General features: G+C 68.4%; 2 protein-coding genes. Both read right to left on the reverse strand.

What is annotated here, in order from left to right; translation table 11 throughout:
• Positions 1-1,183 (reverse strand): NADH-quinone oxidoreductase subunit NuoF (nuoF, locus tag LI92_RS21125; RefSeq protein WP_046322434.1); only part of this gene is annotated, 1,183 nt, incomplete at its 3' end.
• A partial coding sequence (gene nuoE, locus LI92_RS21130) for an NADH-quinone oxidoreductase subunit NuoE (protein WP_046322435.1) occupies positions 1,180-1,733 on the reverse strand: 554 nt, incomplete at its 5' end. The genes nuoE and nuoF, both read right to left, overlap by 4 nt.

Raw genomic sequence — 1,733 nt, forward strand, 5'->3', positions numbered from 1 at the left:
ACTTCCCGAACAGCACGTCGGCGATGTCCAGCAGGGTGTCGAGGTCTTCGGGGGTGCCCCGGCCGGATTCCAGACGCTCGTAGATGGGCACCAGCCAGTAGGTGCCCTCCCGGCACGGCGTGCACTTCCCGCAGGATTCGTGCTTGTAGAACTCCGACCAGCGCGCGGCCGCACGGACCACGCAGGTGGTCTCGTCGAAGATCTGTAACGCCTTGGTGCCCAGCATGGATCCGGCCGAGGCCATGCCCTCGTAGTCCAGCGGGATGTCGAGATGCTCCTCGGTCAGGATCGGGGTCGACGACCCCCCCGGCGTCCAGAACTTCAGCCGGTGCCCGTCGCGTATCCCGCCGGCGTAGCCGAGCAGTTCGCGCAGTGTGATGCCCAGCGGCGCTTCGTATTGGCCGGGCCGGTTGACGTGGCCCGACAGCGAATACAGGGTGAACCCGCGGGACTTCTCAGTGCCCATGGAGCGGAACCACTCCGCTCCGTTGCGCAAGATGGCGGGAACGCTGGCAATCGATTCGACGTTGTTGACCACCGTCGGCGACGCATACAACCCGGCCACGGCGGGGAACGGCGGGCGCAGCCGGGGCTGGCCCCGGTAGCCCTCCAGCGACTCGATCAGCGCGGTTTCCTCACCGCAGATGTAGGCGCCCGCCCCGGCGTGCACGGTGATGTCCAGGTCGAAGCCGCTGCCGCCGATGTCGGTGCCCAGCAGCCCCGCCGCGTACGCCTCGGCCACCGCGGCCTGCAGCCGGCGGACCACCGGAACCACCTCGCCGCGCACGTAGATGAAGGCGTGGCGGGCCCGGATGGCATAGCAGCACACGATCATGCCCTCGATGAGCACGTGCGGCGTGGCCATCAGCAGCGGCATGTCCTTGCAGGTTCCGGGCTCGGACTCGTCGGCGTTGACCAGCAGGTAGTGGGGGCGGGCCCCGGCGCCCTCGCTGCCCTGCGGGACGAAGGACCATTTGGTCCCGGTGGAGAACCCGGCGCCGCCCCGGCCGCGCAACCCGGAGTCCTTGACCAGGTCGATGACCTCGTCGGGAGTCATCGACAGCGCGCGCTGCATCCCGTTGTAGCCGTCGTGGCGACGGTAGGTCTCAAGCGTCCACGATTCGGGGTCGTCCCAGTAGCTGCTGAGCACCGGTGTCAGCGGTGTGCCCTCGGCGCGTGTCATTTCTCGCCCCCACGGGTGTCGGCGTCTGGCTCGGGTGCTGTCATCCCGTGCTCACGGGCCACCTGCAGGCCGGCCAGCGTCGCCGCACCGGCGCCGCCCTGGCCGTCGTCGGGGCGCTCGTCGGGGAAGCCGGCGAGAATTCGTTCGTTGGCGGCAAAACTGCACAGCGGCATCCCGCGGGTGGGTCGCACCTCGGCGTCCTCGCGCAGCTTGTCGACCAACCGGCGGGCCGATTCCGGGGTCTGATTGTCGAAGAACTCCCAGTTGACCATCACCACGGGTGCGTAGTCGCACGCCGCGTTGCACTCGATGTGCTGCAGGGTGATGGTCCCGTCCTCAGTCGTCTGATCGTTGCCGACCCCCAGATGACTCTTGAGCTCGTCGTAGATGGTGTCGCCGCCCATCACCGCGCACAGCGTGTTGGTACACACGCCGACCAGGTACTTGCCGGTGGGATCACGGCGGTACATCGAGTAGAACGACGCCACACCGGCGACATCCGCACTGGTCATCCCGAGCAGCTCGGCGACGAACGCCAGCCCGGCGGGGG

Source organism: Mycobacterium sp. UM_Kg1 (assembly GCF_000972925.1).
In the GTDB taxonomy this organism is placed as follows: domain Bacteria; phylum Actinomycetota; class Actinomycetes; order Mycobacteriales; family Mycobacteriaceae; genus Mycobacterium; species Mycobacterium hiberniae.